Here is a 14,270-nt window from a genome sequence, read left to right as displayed (position 1 = left end):
TGGCAGCCCGTCGCCGTCAGCTCCGCGATCTGCTGCAACGTGGCACCGATGTCCGACGTACGCGTCGTCGTCATCGACTGCACCGACACCGGCGCGTCGCCGCCCACCGCCACAGATCCGACCTGGATCTGCCGGCTCTTCCGGCGCTCGGCGAGCTTGGTCGGAACGGACGGCATGCCGAGTGAAATCGCAGTCATCTGCTGTGCAACCCCAAGTTGTGGATCAAGGTCCGGTCCCGAATCGGCGGGCTCCAAGCCCCGAGATTACGCCACGCGCGTGGACGGCAGCACATCACCGCCCGTTAAACCCACCCAAAGGGCGGCGGCCGGGAAGACAGTCTTCCCGGCCGCCGCCAACGCCGTGTGGCTAGGAGATTTTCACCGGGTTAACCACGTCCGCGACCAGGACGAGCAAGGTGAAGCAGATAAAGATCCCGGCCACCACGTACGCCACCGGCATCAGCTTCGCCACGTCGAAGGGGCCCGGGTCGGGACGGCGCAGCACCCTGGCCAGGGTGCGGCGCAGCGACTCCCACAGGGCGCCCGCGATGTGTCCGCCGTCCAGCGGGAGCAGCGGGAGCATGTTGAACAGGAACAGCGAGAGGTTGAAGCCCGCGACGAGCAGCAGCATCATCGCGATCTGCTGGGACGGCGGGATGTTCAGGGTGAACACCTCGCCGCCGACACGGGCCGCGCCGACGACGCCCATCGGGGAGTCCGGCTGGCGCGGGGCGTTGCCGAAGGCCGCGTCCCACAGGCCGGGGATCTTGCCGGGCAGGGAGACCAGGGACTCCACGCCGTTCTGCATCATGTCGCCCATGCGCTGCGCGGACTGGCCGAGGGACTGGGGGACGATGCCGGTGGCCGGTGTGAAACCGAGGAAGCCGGCGTAGACGTACTTGCCCTCGACATAGCCGCCGTTGCCGTCCGTCTTGCTGACCTGGTTCTTGATCAGGTGGGTGTGCAGGTCGACCTGCTGCCCCTTGCGCTCGACGGTGAGCGTGACGTCCTTGCCGGGGTTGGCGCGGATGTCGTTCTGGAGGGTGGACCAGTCCGCCACGTCCCTGCCGTCGAAGCGGACGATCTTGTCCCCCGGCTTGAGGCCGGCAGCCTGGGCGGGCGTGGCCGCGTCGCCCTTCTCGCACTTCGTCCGGTTCTCGCTCTGCTGGATGACGCAGTCGGAGACCTTGGAGACCGTGGTGGTCTGGGTCTGGACGCCGAAGGTCATCATCACGCCGAGGAAGACCGCCACGGCGAGCACCAGATTCATGAAGGGGCCCGCGAACATGACGATGACCCGCTTCCACGGCTTGCGCGTGTAGAAGAGGCGGTCCTCGTCACCCGGCAGCAGTTCCTCGAAGGACTGCGCCCGGGCGTCCTCGATCATCCCGCGCCACGGCGAGGTGGAACGGGCCTCGATCCGGCCGTCCGGGCCCGGCGGGAACATGCCGATCATGCGGATGTAGCCGCCGAGCGGGACCGCCTTGATGCCGTACTCGGTATCGCCCTTCTTGCGAGACCAGATGGTCGGGCCGAACCCGACCATGTACTGCGGCACCCGGATGCCGAAGAGCTTGGCCGTCGAAAGATGCCCCAGCTCGTGCCAGGCGATCGAGATCAACAGTCCGAGCACGAAGACGACTATGCCGAGGATCATCATCAGGGTCGTCATGCACGAGCCTCCGCAGTTGCCGTCCGCGCCGTCAGTTCTCTTGCCCGGGCACGCGCCCAGGTCTCCGCTTCGAGGACGTCCGCGACGGTCAGGGAAGTTCCCGTACGGGGGGTGCCGTGCTCCTCCACCACCCGTGTCACCGTCTCCATGATCCCGAGATACGGCAGTGCGCCGTTCAGGAACGCGTCGACGCACTCCTCATTGGCCGCATTGAACACCGCCGGGGCCGTGCCCGCGAGCTCTCCCACGTGCCGGGCGAGTCCGACCGAGGGGAACGCCTCGTTGTCCAGCGGGAAGAATTCCCAGGTCGACGCCTTGGTCCAGTCGAAGGCGGGGGCCGCGTCGGGCACCCGCTCGGGCCAGCCGAGACCGATGGCGATCGGCCCCCGCATATCGGGGGGCGTCGCCTGCGCCAGCGTCGATCCATCCGTGAACTCCACCATCGAGTGGACATACGACTGGGGATGGACGACCACCTCAATGCGATCGAAGGGAATGTCGTAGAGCAGATGGGCCTCGATCACTTCGAGGCCCTTGTTCACGAGGGTCGCGGAGTTGATCGTGATGACCGGACCCATGGCCCAGGTGGGGTGGGCGAGCGCGTCCTGCGGCGTGACATGGGCCAGCTCGGCGCGGCTGCGGCCGCGGAAGGGGCCGCCGGAGGCGGTGACCACGAGCTTGCGCACGTCCGCGCGGGTGCCGGCGGCGAGGGCCTGGAAGAGCGCGGCGTGCTCGGAGTCGACCGGGATGATCTGTCCGGGCTTGGCCAGGGCCTTCACCAGCGGGCCGCCGACGATGAGCGACTCCTTGTTGGCGAGCGCGAGGGTGCGGCCCGCCTCCAGGGCGGCGAGGGTGGGCGCGAGGCCGATGGAACCGGTGATGCCGTTGAGGACGGTGTGGCAGTCGGAGGCGGCGAGCCGGGTGGCCGCGTCGGGGCCGGAGAGGATCTCGGGGAGCGGCTCCCCGGGGCCGTACCGGGCGCTCAGGGCCTCGCGCAGGGCCGGTACGACGTCCTCGCGGGCGACCGCCACCGTGCGTACGCGCAGCCGGTGGGCCTGCTCGGCGAGCAGTCCGACCCGGCCGCCGTTGGCGGAGAGCGCGGTGACCTTGAACCGTTCGGGGTTGCGCAGCACGAGGTCGATGGCCTGGGTGCCGATCGAGCCGGTGGAGCCGAGGATCACGACGTCCCGCACTCCGTCCACGGGATCGAAGACGAGATGGGGGTCGGCAAGAGGGGCTGGACTGTCGCTCATCCCTCCATTGTTGCCGCACCGGGTGACCGGGAGGACAGGGTGTCCCTCACCCGGTGGGAACCGCGTGCCCGGAGGGCGCGTCGTCGCTCACGGCACACGCGTTACTCACGACCACCCGTGTGCCCGAAGACCACACATGTTTCGGGGGAACCATGCGCATCCGCCATCTGACCGTCCTGGCGACAGCCGTGCTGACGCTCGCCGCCTGCTCGGGCCACAGCAGCGGCCCGAAGCACCACGGAGGCACGAAGGGCCACGGCAGCCACCGGAAGACCCGGGTGAGCCGGACGCCCCGCGCCACCGCGCGGGCGCTCGGCATACCGCCCGACCCGACCCCCGCCGAGCGCGCGGGGCTGCTCCGGGCCCTCGCCGCAGCCAACCCGGGCGTCGTGAAGTACGAGGACAAGGCCGTGGACGCCGCACGCGACCAGTGCGGCGCCATCAACGGCCGTGCCCGGGACCTCGACCGGTCGGCGGCGCGGCGCTTCACGTACAAGGACGTCACGACCACCGAGGCCCAGGGCAGGCAGATCAACGACGCCCTCAGGGGCCTCGGATTCTGCACCCGCTGACCCCGGCACCCACGCGAAGGCCCGGCCGCACCTCACCGGAGCGGCCGGGCCTTCGCCCTTCGTACGCGGGTGGATCAGCTCTTCGGGATCTTCCTCCGCGCATCCGGGCGGGAGGACTCGCCCGGACGGGCGTCCGCGATCCACGGGCCCTCGCCCGACGGGTCGACGATCCCCTGTTCCAGCCATTCGTACGTACCGGTCAGCACGCCCTTGACCACCTTGCGGTCGAGGTCGTCGGTGTTGCTCCACAGCCTGCCGAACAGCTCGTCGACGCGGATCCGGGACTGCCGGCAGAAGGCGTCGGCGAGCTGGTACGCCTCGCGCCCGTGCTGTCCGCTCCTGCGCAGATGCTCGGCGCGCACACAGGCCGCGCTCATCGCGAACAGCTCGGCGCCGATGTCCACGACCCGGCCCAGGAAGCCCTGCTTGGTCTCCATCCGGCCCTGCCAACGGGACATGCCGTAGAACGTGGACCGGGCGAGCTTACGGGCGCTGCGCTCGACGAAGCGCAGATGCCCGGAGAGGTCGACGTCCTGGTGGAACTCGCCGTAGGCGCCCGGGATCTGGCCCTGTCCGGCGAGCAGTTTCGGCAGCCATTTGGCGTAGAAGACACCGGCGTTGGCGCCCGCCTTCGCCTTGTCGGACAGGGACTTGTCCGGGTCGATCAGGTCACCGGCCACGGACAGGTGGGCGTCCACGGCCTCCCGGGCGATCAGCAGGTGCATGATCTCGGTGGAGCCCTCGAAGATGCGGTTGATGCGCAGGTCGCGCAGCATCTGCTCGGCCGGGACCGCACGCTCGCCGCGGGCCTTGAGGGACTCCGCCGTCTCGAAGCCCCGGCCGCCGCGGATCTGGACCAGTTCGTCGGCCATCAGACAGCTCATCTCAGAGCCGAAGAGCTTGGCGAGGGCGGCCTCGATACGGATGTCGTTGCGGTCCTCGTCGGCCATCTGCGACGACAGGTCGACGACGGCCTCCAGGGCGAAGGTGGTCGCCGCGATGAAGGAGATCTTCGCGCCTACCGCCTCGTGCAGCGCGACCGGCTTGCCCCACTGCTCGCGGGCTCCCGACCACTCACGGGCGATCTTCAGACACCACTTGCCCGCGCCGACGCACATGGCGGGCAGCGAGAGCCGGCCGGTGTTCAGGGTGGTGAGCGCGATCTTCAGGCCGGCGCCCTCCGGGCCGATCCGGTGGGTGGCCGGGACCCGCACCCGGTGGAAGCGGGTGACGCCGTTCTCCAGGCCGCGCAGGCCCATGAAGGCGTTGCGGTTCTCGACGGTGATGCCCTCGGAGGCGGCCTCGACGACGAACGCCGTGATCCCACCCTTGTGACCCTCGGACCGGGGTACGCGCGCCATGACGACGAGCAAGTCGGCGACCACGCCGTTGGTGGTCCACAGCTTGACCCCGTCGAGGACGTAGTCGTCCCCGTCCGGCACGGCCGTGGTGGCCAGGCGGGCCGGGTCGGATCCGACGTCCGGCTCGGTGAGCAGGAACGCCGATATGTCGGTACGGGCGCAGCGCGGCAGGAACGTGTCCCGCTGCTCCTGGGTGCCGAACAGTTTCAGCGGCTGCGGTACTCCGATCGACTGATGCGCGGAGAGCAGCGCGCCGATCGCGGGGCTCGCGGTGCCCACCAGGGCGAGTGCCTTGTTGTAGTACACCTGGGTGAGGCCGAGACCGCCGTATTTCGTATCGATCTTCATGCCGAGGGCGCCGAGTTCCTTGAGCCCGTTGATCGTCTCGTCGGGGATCCGCGCCTCGCGCTCGATCCGGGCGGCGTCGATCTGGGTCTCGCAGAAGTCGCGCAGCTTGGCGAGGAACTCCTCGCCGCGCTGGGCGTCCTCCTCGGCGGGCATCGGGTGGGGGTGGATCAGGTCCAGCCGGAGACGGCCGAGGAAGAGCTCCTTGGCGAAGCTGGGCTTGCGCCAGTGCTGCTCGCGCGCGGCCTCCGCCACCTGGCGGGCCTCTCGCTCAGTGACGGTGGGCTTGGGGGTGGGGGCTGTTGGTGCGGACATGAGGCTCACCTCGCCGCGAATCGTGGCTGATGGGGCGCACGCCGGGCAAGATGCCGCAGGACGGCCAAGGGGGCCGTACGGCGATCTTGCGGGCGTACGTTACTGACCGGTGCTACTCGATCGTTGGTACCCCAATCCGGCGGACCTCACCAGTCCTCGCGCAACCGTGCGCCGGGATATACGCCTCAGCGGGCGTCCGCCGTGTGCGCCTCGGTGTCAAGTCGACCGGGCACTCGGCCGATCCCCCCGCACGGAAGGGACCCGGCACCGGAAGGCATCGGCGCCGGGCCCCTCCTTCCGGCACCTTATCTGGAAATGATTGTCATTGGCTAGGCTGGGCCGCCGGGTCGGCGGCGGCCTGGACCAGATTGCGCTCCAGGCGCTCCAGGGTCAGCAGGGCGTCGGCCCGTTCGTCGGCGGAGAGATCCGCGGCCACGAGATCCTCCAGCTGGCTCCAGACGCGCTCGACCTCATGGCGCAGGGCATGACTGGCCGGCGTCGGCTCGATGAGCGCCGCGCGCTTGTCCGTGGGCGAGGGGCGGCGGCGGACGAAGCCGGCCTGCTCCAGGCGCCGGACGGTGCGGGTCATGGTGGCGGCGTCGGAGTCCATCAGCCGCACCAGGTCGGTCTGACGCTGGGGGCCGAGTTCCCACAGGTGCATCATGACCAGCTCCTGGCCCGGATGCAGGCCGATGCGGCGCAGCAGCTGTCCCGCGAACATGCGGTGCAGCCGGGCCAGACGGAAGATCGCGTGACTGAGCGGCCCGCCGCCGGCCGCGGCCGGAACCGGGACGGTGGCCTTGCCGACCTCCGGCGTGAACTGCGCCATCTCTTTCTCACTTTCCTGCCCGAGCAGCTTCATCCTACCTCCGGGTCGACGGCCTGCGCCGAACCATCCCGCACTTCGCGGAGACATGGCCGAACCATGGGTTTGTGACGCTCTTCACACCCGTCCTTCGGAATGAGCGCAAGAGATTTACCTGTTCGGACAGGTGATTTACTTGTTCGGACAGGCAATCGCTGCCGCGACACCGGAACGCCGGGGGCCGCGGAGCATCACTCATCCCGAGGAAGAGACCCATGACCACTGCTTTCGATCCGATCGTCCTGGGCGGCAGGCACCTGGCGAACCGTGTCGTGATGGCGCCGATGACCCGCAGCCGCGCCTATGGGCCCGGCGCCGAGCCGACGGAGCTGATGGCGACGTACTACGCGCAGCGCGCCGCCGCCGGGCTGATCGTCACGGAGGGCATCCAGCCCTCGCCGGTCGGTCAGGGCTACCCCGACACCCCCGGGCTGCACACGTCCGGGCAGGTGCAGGCCTGGCGGACGGTGACCGACGCCGTGCACCGCGAGGGCGGGGTGATCTTCGCCCAGCTGATGCACACCGGGCGGATCGGCCACCCGAGCCTGTTGCCCGACGGTCTGGTGCCGGTGGCGCCGTCGGCGGTGGCCGCCGAGGGCCAGGTCTTCACCCACGAGGGGCCGAAGGACTTCGTGACGCCGAGGGAGCTGAGCGAGGCGGAGATCCGGCAGACGATCGACGACTTCGCCGCCGCGGCACGCAACGCCATCGAGGCCGGGTTCGACGGCGTGGAGATCCACGGCGCCAACGGCTATCTGATCCACCAGTTCCTCGCGCCCAACACCAACCGGCGCACCGACGGCTGGGGCGGCGACACCGAGGGCCGGATCCGCTTCGCCGCCGAGATCGTCACGGCCGTGGCCGAGGCGATCGGCAGCCAACGGCTCGGTCTGCGGATCTCGCCCGGAAACCCGTACAACGACATGTCCGAGGACAACCCGGGCGAGGTCTACGCCGCCCTGCTGGACCGGATCTCCGGCCTGGGACTGGCCTATCTGCACCTGCTGGAGGGCCCGGACCGCGACCTGACCGCGCGGCTGCGCAAGGCCTGGGCCGGCACGTTCGTCATCAACCCGTTCACGTACCCCGACGTCACCGGCCCCGACGCGCTGAAGCTGATCGAGGACGGCAGCGCGGACATGGTGGCCTACGGCGCGCTGTTCCTGGCCAACCCCGACCTGCCCCGGCGTCTGGCCGCCGGCGGTCCGTTCAACACCCCGGACCCGGAGACCTTCTACGGCGGCGACCACCGGGGTTACACCGACTACCCCGCCCTCTGAGGAGACACCGATGTCCACAGCGATCACCTTCTCCGAGTACGGCGCCCCCGAGGTGCTGCGGCTGACGGAGGTCACCGCGCCGGAGCCCGGTCCCGGCCAGGTCCGGATCCGGGTGCGGGCCGCCTCCGTGAACCCGATCGACCTGAAGATCCGATCCGGTCTGATGGCCGGCACCGTTCCCGCGCGCTTTCCCGTGATCCCCGGCCTGGACGCGGCCGGTGTCGTCGACGCCGTCGGCGAGGGAGCCGACGCGGCCGTGGGCGACGAGGTCCTCGGTACCGCCGTCGGCGGCAGCTACAGCGAGTACGCCCTGCTCGACCGGCCGGTGGCCAAGCCCGCGAGCGTGTCGTGGGAGGCCGCCGCCTCGCTGGTCACGGTCGCCCGGACCGCGTCCCGTGTCCTTGCGCAGCTGGGTGTGGAAGAGGGGCAGACCCTGCTCATCCATGGCGCCGGCGGCAGCGTGGGCACCGCCGCGGTGCAACTGGCCGTCGCCCGCGGCATCTCCGTCATCGGAACGGCCGGCGAGCACGACATCGAGCGTGTCACCGGGCTGGGAGCCACCGCGGTCCGCTACGGCGACGGCTGGGTGGAGCGGGTGAAGGACGCGGCGGGCCGAGGAGTCGACTTCGTCTTCGACGCCTCCGGCGCCGGCGTGCTCGCCGACTCCGTCGCCCTGACCGGTGACAGCGCGCGCGTCATCACCATCGCCGACATGTCCGCCGCGCAACACGGCGTCCGCTTCAGCGCCGGCAGTGCCGACCAGGCCGGGAACTCCCTGCCCGAGCTGGTGCAGTCGGCCGCCGCGGGCAAGCTCTCCGTGCCGATCTGGCGCACCTATCCCCTGGCGGAAGCGGCACAGGCGCACACGGACCTGGAGGCCCGCCGCAACCACGGCAAGGCAGTCCTCCTGCCCTGACCCCCGAAGTGTCACCGGATGTACGCCGACGGCCGGAGCCCCCGCACAGCGGGCTCCGGCCGTCGGTGTGGTGCGGGGTGGCTCAGAGAGCCAGGCCCGTCAGGACCAGCACACGCTCGTAGGTGTAGTCGTCCATCGCGAACTTCACGCCCTCGCGGCCGACGCCGGACTGCTTGACGCCGCCGTACGGCATCTGGTCGGCGCGGTAGGAGGGCACGTCGCCGACGACGACACCGCCGACCTCGAGGGCCCGGTGGGCGCGGAAGGCGACCTGGAGGTCGTGCGTGAACACGCCCGCCTGGAGGCCGTACTTGGAGTCGTTGACGGCCGCGAACGCCGCCGCCTCGCCGTCCGCCTTCTGCACGGTGAGGACCGGTCCGAAGACCTCCTCGCAGGAGAGGGTGACCTCGGCCGGCACCTCGGTCAGGACGGTCGGCGCGTACGAGGCGCCGTCCCGCTTGCCACCGGTCAGCAGCTTCGCGCCCGCGCCGACGGCCTCGTCGACCCAGGACTCCACGCGCTTGGCCGCGTCCTCGCTGACCAGCGGGCCGACGTCCGTGGCGTCGTCGGAGGGGTCACCGGTGACCTGGGACTCGACGGCGGCGACGATGCGCGGCAGCAGCCGGTCGTAGACCGCGGCGTCGGCGATCACCCGCTGCACGGAGATGCAGGACTGGCCGCCCTGGTAGTTGGAGAAGGTGGCGATGCGGGTGGCGGCCCAGTCCAGGTCCGCGTCGCTCGCGTAGTCACCGAGGACGACGGCCGCGCCGTTGCCGCCCAGCTCCAGGGTGCAGTGCTTGCGCGGCACCGAGTCCATGATCGCGTAGCCGACCTTGTCGGAGCCCGTGAAGGAGATGACCGGCAGACGCTCGTCCTGGACCAGGGCGGGCATGCGGTCGTTGGTGACCGGGAGGATCGACCAGGAACCGGCGGGCAGCTCGGTCTCGGCCAGCAGGTCGCCGATGATCAGGCCGGACAGCGGGGTGGCGGGGGCCGGCTTGAGGATGATCGGGGCGCCGACGGCGATCGCCGGGGCGACCTTGTGGGCGCACAGGTTCAGCGGGAAGTTGAACGGCGCGATACCGAGGACGACGCCCTTGGGGAAGCGGCGGGTCAGCGCGAGGCGGCCCTGGCCGCCCGCGTCGGTGTCCAGGCGCTGGGCCTCGCCGCCGTTGAAGCGTCGGGCCTCCTCGGCCGCGAACCGGAAGACGGAGACGGCACGGCCGACCTCGCCCCGGGCCCACTTGATGGGCTTGCCGTTCTCGGCGGAGATCAGCTGCGCGATCTCCTCGGTCCGCTCGGCCAGCCGCTTCGAGACATGGTCGAGGGCGGCGGCGCGGACATGGGCCGGGGTGGCGGCGAACTCGTCCCGCACGGCGTACGCGGCGGCCACGGCCTCCTCGACCTGGGCCTCGGTCGGCACGCTGACCTTGGCGACCAGTCGGCCGTCCCACGGGGAGGTGACGTCGAAGGTGGTCTCACCGGTGGCCTGGCGGCCGGCGAGCCAGAAGGCGTGGGTGGAGGTCATGATCGAGTCCCGGCCCTTCGGAGATGGGTTGTGCTGCACGTTCGTGCTCCACGGTAGGGCCGGAGCGGCGGAGGATCGTTTGTCCGGGAAGTAGCAGTGCCGGGCGGTGCTAGTACGGGTTGTACAGCCGGGGTCGGGTGGTCGTCACTCCCCCGCCGACGCCGTCGCCTTCAGCGCGAGCCACAGCTCCATCCGTACGTCCGGATCGTCGAGGGAGCGTCCGAGGATCTCCTCGACGCGCCGCATCCGGTACCGCAGGGTGTGCCGGTGGACGCCGAGGTCGGCCGCCGCCGCGTCCCACTGGCCGTGCCGGGACAGCCAGGCCCGCAGCGAGGCCACCAGGTCTCCCCGGCCCGTCGCGTCGTGTTCGCGCAGCGCACGCAGCAGACCGTCCGCGAAGGCGCGTACCGCGTCGTCCTGGAGCAGCGGCACCACCGATCCGGCGGCCAGTTCCTCGTGCTCGACCAGCGACCGGCCGCGCCGCCGGGCCACCGACAGGGCCTGTTCGGCCTGCTTGTACGCGGCCGCCGCGGCGATCGGACCGGCGGGCGCGGACACCCCCACCACCAGCTCGTCCTCTTCGGCGGCCGGCTGATCCCGGGTCGCGGCCCGGGCCGCCTGCACCGCCAGCGCGTAACTCTGGCACGCGGCGACGGCCGCGCCGCCGTCCCCGGCGAGCACGACCAGCCGTTCCCCGTCGGGTACGACGAGGACGGACTCCCCGGAGCGCGCCGCGGCGGACTCCACGGTCTCCGCGAGCCCGTCCAGCGGATCGCCGTCCGTCTCGGCCGCCGCGAGCGCCGCCGCGGCCGGTGGCGCGGGCGCCACGCGCGCGTGGCCGTCGGCGTGCGCCCGGGCCGCGGACGCGGACGCCGACTCGGCGAGGATCAGCCGGAACGGTGCGTCCAGCAGCGTGCCGTACAGGTCCCCGGCCACCGCCCGCGCATGGTCGGGCTCACCGGCGAGCAGCATCCGCAGCACGGCCGTGCCGAGGCGCTGCTCTGCGGCGTGCAGGGACCGGGAGCGCTCGGTGGTCAGGGTCAGCAGGGCGATGGCGGAGTGGACCGCGTACCGCTCGGCGGTGCCCAGGGCGGCGGCCGTGCCCACGGCGAGCGCGGCCCGGGGGCGGCGTCCGGTGCCCAGGGAGTGCAGCTCGACCCGGTCCTCGCCGCTGGGGCCGCCGACCACGGAACTCGCGGGCGCGGGCCGCTCCCGCAGCCGCTCCACGTCGGCGGTCAGCCGGGCGGCGCGCCGCCCCGCCCACTCGGGTGCCGCCGCGACGACGGCGCCGGACGCGTCGTAGAGCGCGGCCCAACCGTCGACCTGCTGGGCGAGCGCGGCGAGCAGCCCCTCGGGGCCGTCGCTGAGGGCCTGCCGGGTCAGCTCCCGCTGGGCGGCGAACCCCGCGGTCACCGCCCGGTACTGGTCGGCGGCGATGGCGGCGGAGACGGCCTTGCTGATGGCGAGGAAGGGGGTGCGCCGGGGCACCTCCAGGAGGGGCAGCCCCTCCTCCCGTGCCGCGTCGAGGAGCGCCTCGGGGATCTCGTCGTAGTTCACGCCGACGGCGAACCCGAGGCCGACGACGCCCGCGCCCACCAGCCGCTTCACATAGCGCCGCATGGCCGCCGGGTCCTCGGTGTCCAGCTTGAGCGCCGTGATCAGCAGCAGCTCCCCGCCCTCCATGTAGGGCACGGGGTCGGCGAGTTCGCTGACGTGGGCCCAGCGGACGGGGACGTCGAGACGGTCCTCGCCCGCGCGCACGGTGAGCTTGAGCGCGGAGTGGTGGACGAGCGAGGCGAGCGTGAGGGGCATGGGGCCTTCGGTCTGCACGGACGGGAGTTCTTCACGGAGTCCATGACGGGCACGGACGGTGTGAGCCTGGTGATGCTTTGGCCGCCGCGTATGAACGACCTGTGTCGATTCTGCCTCACCGTACGGTCCGACCGTGCCCGTATATCCGGTCCACCTGCCCGGGATTTCCGGACACCCCGCGCGAAGACCTCAGCCGCGCAGGTTCACCAGGAGCGGCGGGGCGTGCTCGCCCTGCACGGTGGTCAGGGACAGCACCGCATGGCCCGGGGGCACCGCGTGCGCCAGCTCCGACGCGGACCAGCGCTCGCGCTCGACCTGGCGGACGGTCACCGCGCGCGCGGTCGGCGCACGGCCGGTGATCACGCGGCGCAGCATGTGCAGGGCCTTGCCCGCGGGGGTCTCCGCGATGATCTGCCGGTCGGTGACGTCCCGGGCCTCGATCCACTCCTTGCCCCACACCTCGGCGAAGTCCTGCCCGTCCCACGGAGTGAGCCCGGACAGCGCCATCCGGCACCCGACGGCGCCGAGCAGCGGCCCGCGCAGCGGCCGGGGCACATCGTCGAGGGTGCGCAGGGTGAGCACGGTCCCGGCGTTCGCGGACCGCAGCCGCTGGATGCCCCGGACGACCTCCGGGGTCACCACGCCGGTCGCGTCGTCGAGCACCAGGCAGGCGAACAGCGAGCGGTCCTCGCGCACCGCGACGCTGGCCGTGAACTGGGCGAGCACCAGCCGCGCCAGGATCCGCGAGGCGTCCGCGTGACCACGCTCGGGCAGGTCGATACGGACCCGCACCGGGTGGTCCAGGGCGCGCAGTGAGAAGGGCCGGGTCTGTCCGGAGGTGTCGAAGAAGGACGCGAAGGCGGGCCTGTCGAGCAGCGCGACCCGGTCGGCGAGGACACCGCCCACATCACCGGGGTTCCGCGCCTGCCGCTCCCGTGCGTCCAGCTCCCGCAGCAGCGACTCCTGCCCGGAGTCCACCAGCGCCTTGCGCAGGGCGGCCAGCGGGCCGGGCGTGCCGTCGAGGAGCTGCCGCAGCTCGGGCACCGAGGGGAAACGGCCGTGGACGGCCAGAAACGGCCCGAGAAGCTGGGCGAGCACGGTGGCCGAGCGGCGGCTGTCCCCGCCGTGCTGCGGCTCGGCGAGGTCCCCCACGAGGGCCTCGGCCAGCACGGCCGCCGCCTCGTCGGGGTCGGTGGTCCCGCCGTAGAGGTCCAGGTCGTACACCGACTCGGGATGGCCGATGCGGACGACGACGTCGTAGGCGTCCGCCGGTCCGAGTCCGGCCCCGGCCGCGCCGACGACGACCACGGCGGCCCGCCCGGCGAGCGCGTGCAGGCACAGCGACTCGGCGAGCGGCCACACCACCGAGCCGGTCTTGCCGGAGCCGGCGGGCCCGACGGCGACCAGGGAGGTGCCCAGCAGCTCGGGGCCGAGGGCGAGTCCGGTGCCGCGGTAGCCGTAGGGGTTGCGCGGGTCGTCGACGGTGGTGCCGAGGCGTACCTGGCCGGTCATCAGGTCGTGCCGGGCGAGCCGGGCGGGCAGGTCACGCTCCCCGGACGGGTGCAGACAGGAGGCGGCGCCGTCCTTCAGGACCGTGCCGGTGAACGTGGCCAGACTGTGGCGGCCGTTCAGGACGCCCTGCCAGGCGCGGGCGATCCGGGCGTGGTCGACGTCCCGCATCAGCCCGGCGCGCGCCTCGGCGGCGAGCCGGTCGGCGGCGTCGTGGGCGCCCGCGGCCCGGAGCTGGTTCCACTGGGCGGGGTCGTCCTCGGGGGCGGGCGGGGGCGGCTCGGGTTCGCCGCGCTTCAGGCGGGGCGCCAGGAAGCGGCGCCAGACCTCGCCCCAACGACCCAGCCGGCCCACCGCCAGCATGACCCCGACCACGATGAGCAGGTCGTAGCCGTCCCAGAGGAGCAGATTGAAGAACTCGCTGTGGTCGCCGCTCTGCCGCCAGGAGCCCGGGGTCAGCAGATACAGGGGCAGGATCCACCAGTCGCCGAGGTAGCCGTTGGACAGCAGCGACCACAGCAGCCAGCCGACCAGGAAAGCGATCACCGCGCCGCTCAGCAGCTGCCGGGCCGGGATCTGCTCCGGCTCCTGGTCCGGGCGTGGCCGGTGGCCGAAGCGCCAGACGCCCGGCGCGGCCTGGGGCCGTGCGGCCCGCACCCAGGCGAGGAAGGCGGTACCGTCGGGCAGAGGAGGCATCTCCGGCGCCACGGCGGGCCTGGGCGGCACCTGTGGGCTTCCCGGATGCTCCGGCGGCCCCGCCGGACGCGGCACGGAAGTGGCCCGTGTGCTCCGCGCGTCCTGCGTCCCGTCGCTGTCCATCGCCGTCGCCCCCTGACCAGCCGC

General features: G+C 72.0%; 11 protein-coding genes. 3 read left to right on the top strand and 8 right to left on the bottom strand.

What is annotated here, in order from left to right:
- The 3 genes from ACFY2Z_RS37800 to dxr form a co-directional block, all read right to left on the bottom strand.
- Positions 1-197 (bottom strand): flavodoxin-dependent (E)-4-hydroxy-3-methylbut-2-enyl-diphosphate synthase (locus ACFY2Z_RS37800; RefSeq protein WP_390748526.1); only part of this gene is annotated, 197 nt, incomplete at its 3' end.
- Positions 198-366: 169 nt separating this feature from the next.
- Positions 367-1,671, bottom strand: a complete 1,305-nt coding sequence (locus ACFY2Z_RS37795) for a M50 family metallopeptidase (protein ID WP_390748525.1) — start codon at positions 1,669-1,671, stop codon at positions 367-369.
- Positions 1,668-2,924: a 1-deoxy-D-xylulose-5-phosphate reductoisomerase gene (gene dxr, locus ACFY2Z_RS37790; RefSeq protein ID WP_390748524.1), complete on the bottom strand. Its 1,257-nt coding sequence runs from the start codon at positions 2,922-2,924 to the stop codon at positions 1,668-1,670. Before dxr ends, ACFY2Z_RS37795 begins: the two co-directional genes overlap by 4 nt.
- A 152-nt stretch (positions 2,925-3,076) precedes the next feature.
- Here dxr and ACFY2Z_RS37785 point away from each other — a divergent pair, with 152 nt between their 5' ends.
- Positions 3,077-3,496: a hypothetical protein gene (locus ACFY2Z_RS37785; RefSeq protein WP_390748523.1), complete on the top strand. Its 420-nt coding sequence runs from the start codon at positions 3,077-3,079 to the stop codon at positions 3,494-3,496.
- A gap of 74 nt (positions 3,497-3,570) precedes the next feature.
- On the opposite strand, the gene ACFY2Z_RS37780 is transcribed toward ACFY2Z_RS37785, so the two are convergent.
- Positions 3,571-5,517 carry an acyl-CoA dehydrogenase family protein gene (locus tag ACFY2Z_RS37780; protein ID WP_390748522.1) on the bottom strand — a complete coding sequence of 649 codons (1,947 nt, stop codon included), beginning with the start codon at positions 5,515-5,517 and terminating at the stop codon, positions 3,571-3,573.
- Positions 5,518-5,839: 322 nt separating this feature from the next.
- Positions 5,840-6,346 (bottom strand): MarR family winged helix-turn-helix transcriptional regulator, encoded by a 507-nt coding sequence (locus ACFY2Z_RS37775; protein WP_390748521.1) that lies wholly within the window; start codon positions 6,344-6,346, stop codon positions 5,840-5,842.
- A gap of 251 nt (positions 6,347-6,597) precedes the next feature.
- On the opposite strand from ACFY2Z_RS37775, the gene ACFY2Z_RS37770 reads away from it, so the two are divergent.
- Together ACFY2Z_RS37770 and ACFY2Z_RS37765 are read left to right on the top strand one after the other, a co-directional pair.
- Positions 6,598-7,662 carry an alkene reductase gene (locus ACFY2Z_RS37770; protein ID WP_390748520.1) on the top strand — a complete coding sequence of 355 codons (1,065 nt, stop codon included), beginning with the start codon at positions 6,598-6,600 and terminating at the stop codon, positions 7,660-7,662.
- A 10-nt stretch (positions 7,663-7,672) separates the two neighbouring features.
- The gene (locus ACFY2Z_RS37765; RefSeq protein WP_390748519.1) at positions 7,673-8,578 is read left to right on the top strand and encodes an NADP-dependent oxidoreductase; all 906 of its coding nucleotides are present in this window, start codon (positions 7,673-7,675) and stop codon (positions 8,576-8,578) included.
- An 82-nt stretch (positions 8,579-8,660) separates the two neighbouring features.
- Here ACFY2Z_RS37765 and ACFY2Z_RS37760 read toward each other — a convergent pair whose 3' ends face one another.
- The 3 genes from ACFY2Z_RS37760 to ACFY2Z_RS37750 all read right to left on the bottom strand — a co-directional run bounded on the left by ACFY2Z_RS37760 (position 8,661) and on the right by ACFY2Z_RS37750 (position 14,246).
- Positions 8,661-10,106: an aldehyde dehydrogenase family protein gene (locus ACFY2Z_RS37760; RefSeq protein ID WP_390748518.1), complete on the bottom strand. Its 1,446-nt coding sequence runs from the start codon at positions 10,104-10,106 to the stop codon at positions 8,661-8,663.
- Between the two features lie 144 nt (positions 10,107-10,250).
- Positions 10,251-11,918 (bottom strand): PucR family transcriptional regulator, encoded by a 1,668-nt coding sequence (locus ACFY2Z_RS37755; protein ID WP_390748530.1) that lies wholly within the window; start codon positions 11,916-11,918, stop codon positions 10,251-10,253.
- Between the two features lie 189 nt (positions 11,919-12,107).
- Positions 12,108-14,246 (bottom strand): ATP-binding protein, encoded by a 2,139-nt coding sequence (locus ACFY2Z_RS37750; protein WP_390748517.1) that lies wholly within the window; start codon positions 14,244-14,246, stop codon positions 12,108-12,110.
- Positions 14,247-14,270 lie beyond the last annotated feature (24 nt).

The sequence above is a fragment of the Streptomyces sp. NPDC001222 genome (assembly GCF_042896945.1).
In the GTDB taxonomy this organism is placed as follows: Bacteria; Actinomycetota; Actinomycetes; order Streptomycetales; family Streptomycetaceae; genus Streptomyces; species Streptomyces gibsoniae.
Note: the sequence above shows the minus strand (reverse complement) of the source record. Positions and strands in the feature narration are given on the sequence as shown.

Bases quoted from the DNA above. Each gene is read 5' to 3' on its own strand.
- ACFY2Z_RS37795 (WP_390748525.1), bottom strand. From the start codon at position 1,671: ATGACGACCCTGATGATGATCCTCGGCATAGTCGTCTTCGTGCTCGGA.
- dxr (WP_390748524.1), bottom strand. From the start codon at position 2,924: ATGAGCGACAGTCCAGCCCCTCTTGCCGACCCCCATCTCGTCTTCGAT.
- ACFY2Z_RS37785 (WP_390748523.1), top strand. From the start codon at position 3,077: ATGCGCATCCGCCATCTGACCGTCCTGGCGACAGCCGTGCTGACGCTC.
- ACFY2Z_RS37780 (WP_390748522.1), bottom strand. From the start codon at position 5,517: ATGTCCGCACCAACAGCCCCCACCCCCAAGCCCACCGTCACTGAGCGA.
- ACFY2Z_RS37775 (WP_390748521.1), bottom strand. From the start codon at position 6,346: ATGGCGCAGTTCACGCCGGAGGTCGGCAAGGCCACCGTCCCGGTTCCG.
- ACFY2Z_RS37770 (WP_390748520.1), top strand. From the start codon at position 6,598: ATGACCACTGCTTTCGATCCGATCGTCCTGGGCGGCAGGCACCTGGCG.
- ACFY2Z_RS37765 (WP_390748519.1), top strand. From the start codon at position 7,673: ATGTCCACAGCGATCACCTTCTCCGAGTACGGCGCCCCCGAGGTGCTG.
- ACFY2Z_RS37760 (WP_390748518.1), bottom strand. From the start codon at position 10,106: ATGACCTCCACCCACGCCTTCTGGCTCGCCGGCCGCCAGGCCACCGGT.
- ACFY2Z_RS37755 (WP_390748530.1), bottom strand. From the start codon at position 11,918: ATGCCCCTCACGCTCGCCTCGCTCGTCCACCACTCCGCGCTCAAGCTC.
- ACFY2Z_RS37750 (WP_390748517.1), bottom strand. From the start codon at position 14,246: ATGGACAGCGACGGGACGCAGGACGCGCGGAGCACACGGGCCACTTCC.